This is a genomic window from Acrocarpospora corrugata (assembly GCF_009687845.1).
Lineage (GTDB): Bacteria > Actinomycetota > Actinomycetes > Streptosporangiales > Streptosporangiaceae > Acrocarpospora > Acrocarpospora corrugata.
Genome location: NZ_BLAD01000154.1, coordinates 1 through 5,886, shown reverse-complemented (window position 1 = coordinate 5,886; position 5,886 = coordinate 1). Strand labels below are relative to the sequence as shown.

The following is a 5,886-nucleotide window of genomic DNA, read 5'->3' as shown; positions in this document are numbered from 1 at the left end:
GTGACCTGTCCCTCCGTGTAGACGTGCACGACTCGGCGCCGGCGGACGCGCTGCTGTTTTGACGGGCCCAGGGCTTCCTTGCCCTTCTTACGCGCCATCCACTCTCCTCCGCCGGGCTCCCTTCCGCTCGTCCGCAGTGATCAGCCGACGGGCGATCTGGCCCTCCAAGATCAATGGGACCTTGCCGAACACCCCGGCCAGATAGGACTTCATCAGGTCCTCATTCTCTGTCGGCGAAGCGGCCGTCAACGGATACAGCGCGGTAGCACCATCCTTGTCTTTCTCCGTCAGCCACACCTGTCCCGGTTCCATCGGACGCTCCCCACTCGAAGTAGTGAGAACCGTTGGATCATGCGATGTGAAGATGAGCTGCGCGCCCTTTGGATTGGCCTGCGGATCCTGAAAGAGCCTGACCACTTCAGCGGCAAATCGCGGGTGCAGACTGGCGTCCAGTTCATCGACCAGAAGCACGGTGCCCTCATCGAGCACTACGAGCACCGGACCCAGTAGCGCGTACCACGAGCGAGTCCCCAAGGATTCATACCGCCACTCGAACGGGACATCGCCGGCAGTGGACTGATGGAACAGCACAGGCGCTGGTCGATTCTTCCCCTCCCGGGTGACCTGCGCGTCGGTGATGCCCAAATCCGCGACCCTCAGCAGCTCCTTGATTCGCTGCGCTTGCCGGCCCGACAGCGCATCTGTGGTGAACGCCTCACGAGCCTCCCGCTCATCTTCTGGATTGATGAGCAGCAGATTACGGCGGAACCAATGGAAAAGTGCTGACAGTTGAGGGTGGTTGTCCGTGCCCGCTGTCGATAGAAGCAGGGAATTAGGCCGAGTGCGTCGCACCAGCTGCGCACGGTCCTTCACCCGGTTACCCGGCCACTCATACGTCTCTGCGCGTGACGTGTCGCGATCCATCCACACCTGGCGGTGACCACGGGGGTAACTGTGAATCCATTCCGCCACGACCCGCGTGGGGCCAAGCTCGAACCCGTACGTCCAGCGGACCGCATCGATCACAAAGTCCACTTCGAAGAAGCTCGGATCGTCCTCGCCCTTTGGGTCCAAGCGGAAAGGTTGTCGAGGAGTTCCGTCGAAAGACGCCCAATTGGCGTAGCTATTGAGGACCGCCGCACGCATGTCAGTCAGGGCTGCGAGCACATTCGACTTGCCCGACGCGTTGGCACCGAAGATGCCGATCAGGGAGAAGACCCATGTCGAGCGATCTCCCCAAGGCTCACCGCGCGCGCTGCGGGACTCAGTTCGTCTTCAGGGACGACGAAAGCCAACTCTTGCTCATCGCGCAGCGACCGAACGTTCGCCGCACGGAACCGGAGCAGCACGCCATCCCCTTGTCCGTCTACGGTTAGAGTAACTGTCCGTCGCTGGTTGGATCCGACTCGCGGCGATCACCAACTTAGTGGATGCCTCCCTAGGACGCAGGTGCAGCGTAACCCCTGGCCTGTCACCAGAGCAGATCGCCGGCGATCGAACTCACGCCCGTACGGCCCACAGCACCCGACGACGACGACTCAGTCCCTGTTCACGCCGACGAGGACGCCGGCTCGGGGTTCGGTGTCGTTGAGGAAGGTGTCAGCGAGGTGGCGGTCGCCGGCACCGGGCTGACACCGGGGTCGGCGTAGAGCCGACGGCATGAGTGACGCGTGCGTTGTTGTCAGCGGCCTGCGGAAGCCGTTCGGGCCGACCCTCGCCCTGGACGGGATGTCGTTCAGTGTCCGGCCAGGGCTGGTCACGGGATTCGTCGGCCCTCAGCCACGACGTCACGTGAAGAGGCGCGTAGATGCCCTCATCGGCAGGGGTTTCAGTAACGACGTCACGTGGAGAGGCGTGTAGTGCCGCCTCGGCCCAGCCGATGTGGTCGTTCCCCTGCCGTCACGATGACGAGGGCTCTACGACGTGATGCGTGCCTTCATCGGCTGCCAGGGTGCGGCGTCGAAGACCAGCAGGATTGAGGTGATTTTGCCGTCGGTCAGGCGGAAGTGTTCGGCGGTGCGCTGGGTGCCGACGGGGGTTGCGGTGTGGACGTCGTAGATGAGGGTGGCTTCGGCTTCGCCGTACAGCTCGCTGATCAGGTCGGTGCCGGTGACGATTGAGACGAAGCCGGGGAGGGTGGCCAGGTGGCCTGTTCGGTCGGTGGAGTCGATGAACGGGCTCTGGAAGCGGAATGGGTCGCCGAGGTGTTCGGCGGCTGTGGTCACGTCGCCGCGGAAGCGGGCTTCGTGGTAGCCGCGTACGGTCTGGCGGGTCTGGTCGGGGAGGGTCATGGGGTTCCGTTCTTGCGGAGGTGGTCGGCGAGGCGGTGCTGGTTTTCGGCCAGGCGTAGGCACAGGTCGCGGAAGACGACCAGCTCATCGGGGGTGAACCCGGTGAACATCGAGCGCATGGCCAGTTGGGACGGCTTGCGGAAGGCGTCGATCCAGGCGCGGCCGGCCGGGGTGATCTCGGCACGGACCGAACGGCGGTCTTCCGGGTCGGGGACGCGGCGGGCCAGGCCGTCGCGTTCGAGGGTGTCGACCAGGCCGGTGACGTTGCGCGAACTGACTCCGGCGGCTCGGGCCAGTTCGCCGATACTTATCCCGGTTTCCGCGCCGCCCAGGCGGACCAGCAGGTCGAGGGCGCCCGTGCTGAGGCCGCGGCCTTGGGCTCCGTGTGCGCGGATCCGTTCGACGGCGAGGTAGGCGGTGCGGACGGCGGCGGCCGCCTCAAAGGTGAGCAGGTCATCGCCGCCATCGACGAACTGGCTCATGGAAGCCCTGGCCCGAGGATCGTGCAGGAACCCGTCCGCGTCCGCCTCAAATTTATGTACCTCATTCATCATGAAGAACTACATTAGTACATAGTTCCAGATATGACTACGGCATTGTGCCGTTCTGGGTACTGGTGGCGCCCGCAGAGTGGATGGACTAGAGTTTCTGGTCATCGAGATCGGCTCCCCCGGGTGAGGGTTGACTGCCGATTTGACTTTGTGTTAATGTCCAAATTCTAGTGGTCTGATATGCCCACCCCAAGGGTGGTTGCGCTGACCCGACTTCCCCGCAAACCCTTTCAGAGGGAAGAGCAAAGTTCTCTAGAGAACTTTGCGCAAGTCGCTGAAAACTTGCAAGGCCGTCACGTTTCCGCAGGTGCGAGCCATTGCTCCCTGGTGATCGCGTACTCGACCTCGCCATGTTCGCTGCCTGAAAGTGGTTGCTCCCAGTCCATGTGGAAGGTACGGACATGCGTCATGCCGATCGCCGCCATCGTCGCGCGGGAACCGGTGTTGACGGCCATCGTCTCAGCGAAGATCCGGTCCAGCCCGAGGTCCGCGAAGCCGTGGCGGAGTAGTTCGCGGGCGCCTTCGCTGGCCAGGCCCTTGCGCCAGTGGCGGCGGAGAAGCCGGTAGCCGAGTTCGGCCTGTCCTTCGATCGGGCCCTGATCGGGGCGCTCGGGCGGCTCCAGAATCCACCAGCCGACGAAAGTTTCATCGACGAAACCCGCCCAGAAGCCCAGACCGGGGACGTGCTGTGCCACCGCGAGGCGTTCGATGTGGAGGCGTTCGACCTTTTCGCGGGTACGGGCGCGGCCGTCGCCCAGGTAGCGCATGACCTCGGGGTCGGCGTCCAGTTCGACCTCGTGTTCCAGATGGTCGTCGGAGAGTGGGACCAGCAGGATGCGGCTGCTCCGCAGCGTGGCCTGAGCCATGGGCGAACCCTTTCTGGGGGGTGATATTTCCGGCGTCAGGCCGCGCGAAGGCGGCGACTCCGGGCGATCGGTGGCACGGCCTCAGGCCGTACCCGCCAGAGGGTGGCCCGCACGGTAAGCCGGTCGAGCAGCCATGCTAATAACGTGGCATCGAAGAAAGGCGAGCGAAGTGAAGATCGTGATCGACGACCTCTCCGGCCCGGAGATCGCCGAGTTCCTCAGCGAGCACATGCGGGAGATGCGGTCCACCTCGCCTCCGGAGAGCGTGCACGCCCTCGATCTCGACGGGCTGCGCAAGCCCGAGGTCACGTTCTGGACGGCCTTGGACGGTGACACCCTGGTGGGCTGCGGTGCGATCAAGAGGCTTGATCCGGACCACGCCGAGGTGAAGTCGATGCGTACCAAGCCGATCCGTAAGCGGAGTGGGGTCGCGTCGCTGCTGCTGGAGCACATCATCGCCGAGGCCAGGCGGATGGGATTCACCCGGCTGAGCCTCGAAACCGGGTCGACCGATTTCTTCCTGCCCGCCAGGAAGCTGTACGAGAAGTTTGGCTTCGACTACTGCGAGCCGTTCGCGGACTACCGTCCCGACCCGCACAGCGCGTTCATGACCCGGGCTCTCTGAGGGACGACTGATCGTCAAGTAGCGGCCTGCGCCGCCGTCGCCAGCCAGGACAGCGCTGCTCTGTGCCCCGGAGCCGGTCACTAGTGATCCCCAAGGGGACTACAAGTGGCCTATGGGAACTTAAGTGAGCGCAAGACACCGCTGGAGGCCGTGGGGGGTCGCTCTCGCGAACAGCGATCCCCCGCATCCGGCGGTCAGCCGCTCTCACGTACGAGGCAGAAGGGGTGGCCGGCCGGATCGGCGTAGATGTGCCAGCCCTGGGAGCTGTCCAGCAGTGTGGCGCCCAGGTGGAGGACCTGCGCTTGGGCGCGGTCGAGGTCGTCCACGCCGATGTCCAGATGGAACTGCTGCGGGTGAGCCGGGTCCGGCCAGTTAGGCGGCCGGTAGTCAGCGACGCCTTGAAAGGCGAGAACGGTGCCCGCGTCCGTGTGAAGAGTCGCCCACGTGTCGCTGAGCATCCACCGAGGATCGCGCCGGTTGACCTCGCCGCCGAGAAGCGACTGGTAGAAGCGGGCGAGGGCGAGAGCGTCGGAACAATCCAACACCGTGCACTGCAGGTTGCCGATCACTGGATTCTCCCCTGGGACGCGAAGGTGTCTCGCCAGACCGGGATGCCTGCGCGGGATCGTCTCCAACCTGTACGTTCGGGTGTCACATCGGGCGAACGATCTCCATTGGGCCCTCTCAGTGCCGTAGACTGAATGGCATTCAGATCTTCGGCTGTTAGTCGATCGGCATTGATGGCGACGCCGACCGGGAGTGGGGAGCATATGGCGAAGGCCGGAGCCAAGTCCAGACGGCCGGGGACCCCCGGGCGAGCGGTCGAGGCGACCGAGGCGACGATCGACCTCGATGATCCGCGGTTGCAGACCGAGGCCGCGCAGGCCTTGGCCGACGCTGCCCGCGAGCTCTTCGTCAGGAATGGATTCTCGGCGACCAGCGTGAGTGACATCACCGAGCGAGTGGGCATGAGCGTGGGGTCCCTCTACTACCACTACGGCAGCAAGACCAACGTCTACCTGGCCATCTGGCTGAAGTACCAGCGCAGCCAGGAAGCGCGTTCCCGCGAGACGGTCCTGGCCGTGCGCGCGGCCGGCGTCACCAACGGACTGCGCCTGTTTCTCGCCGGGACCCGGGCCTACCTGCTGGGCGCCTGGGAGCACCGCGATGTGGTGCGGATGGCCGCCGACGGCGACACGCCTCCGGGATTCGGCCTGCGCATGCGCAGGATCAATCAGGACTGGTTCCGGCAGAACTCCGCCCTGTTGCGGGAGAACTTCAACCTGTCCGAGGATGACGACGCGCTGGGCGTCCGCGCGATGGTCGCGATCGTGACCGACGCCATGGGCGGGATCTGCCGCGAGGTGGCCGCCTGCGCGACCCGCGAGGAGGCCGAGGAACTGGTGGCCCGGGGCATCGACGTCTTCGCACGGCTCGCGAACGCACCCGCCAAGACCCTCTATTAGCCCGGGATCCAGCCGGAGGGCCCTGGGACAAGACCGCCGCCAAACGCCGAAGTCCCCATTCCAAGGGGTCAGGCGCTGCTCTTGACC

The 5,886-nt window shown here is 65.0% G+C and carries 7 protein-coding genes; 2 read left to right on the top strand and 5 right to left on the bottom strand.

The window, feature by feature from the left end:
* Nucleotides 1–87: 87 nt before the first annotated feature.
* The 4 genes from Acor_RS41620 to Acor_RS41605 all read right to left on the bottom strand — a co-directional run bounded on the left by Acor_RS41620 (nucleotide 88) and on the right by Acor_RS41605 (nucleotide 3,708).
* A complete protein-coding gene (locus Acor_RS41620; RefSeq protein WP_281353316.1) occupies nucleotides 88–1,200 on the bottom strand; it encodes an AAA family ATPase in 1,113 nt (370 codons plus the stop codon).
* A gap of 716 nt (nucleotides 1,201–1,916) precedes the next feature.
* Nucleotides 1,917–2,291 carry a nuclear transport factor 2-like protein gene (locus Acor_RS41615; protein WP_155342267.1) on the bottom strand — a complete coding sequence of 125 codons (375 nt, stop codon included), beginning with the start codon at nucleotides 2,289–2,291 and terminating at the stop codon, nucleotides 1,917–1,919.
* Nucleotides 2,288–2,845, bottom strand: a complete 558-nt coding sequence (locus tag Acor_RS41610; protein WP_218034831.1) for a MarR family winged helix-turn-helix transcriptional regulator — start codon at nucleotides 2,843–2,845, stop codon at nucleotides 2,288–2,290. Before Acor_RS41610 ends, Acor_RS41615 begins: the two co-directional genes overlap by 4 nt.
* Before the next feature lie 290 nt (nucleotides 2,846–3,135).
* Nucleotides 3,136–3,708, bottom strand: a complete 573-nt coding sequence (locus tag Acor_RS41605; RefSeq protein ID WP_155342266.1) for a GNAT family N-acetyltransferase — start codon at nucleotides 3,706–3,708, stop codon at nucleotides 3,136–3,138.
* Between the two features lie 169 nt (nucleotides 3,709–3,877).
* On the opposite strand from Acor_RS41605, the gene Acor_RS41600 reads away from it, so the two are divergent.
* Nucleotides 3,878–4,333, top strand: coding sequence for a GNAT family N-acetyltransferase (locus Acor_RS41600; RefSeq protein WP_155342265.1), 456 nt, complete (start codon nucleotides 3,878–3,880; stop codon nucleotides 4,331–4,333).
* 194 nt (nucleotides 4,334–4,527) lie between these two features.
* Here the strand turns inward: Acor_RS41600 and Acor_RS41595 are convergent, their stop codons facing one another.
* Complete coding sequence (locus Acor_RS41595; RefSeq protein WP_155342264.1) at nucleotides 4,528–4,902, bottom strand: VOC family protein; 375 nt, start codon at nucleotides 4,900–4,902, stop codon at nucleotides 4,528–4,530.
* 201 nt (nucleotides 4,903–5,103) lie between these two features.
* Between Acor_RS41595 and Acor_RS41590 the strand changes: the two genes are divergently transcribed.
* Nucleotides 5,104–5,799 carry a TetR/AcrR family transcriptional regulator gene (locus Acor_RS41590; RefSeq protein ID WP_170317369.1) on the top strand — a complete coding sequence of 232 codons (696 nt, stop codon included), beginning with the start codon at nucleotides 5,104–5,106 and terminating at the stop codon, nucleotides 5,797–5,799.
* Nucleotides 5,800–5,886 lie beyond the last annotated feature (87 nt).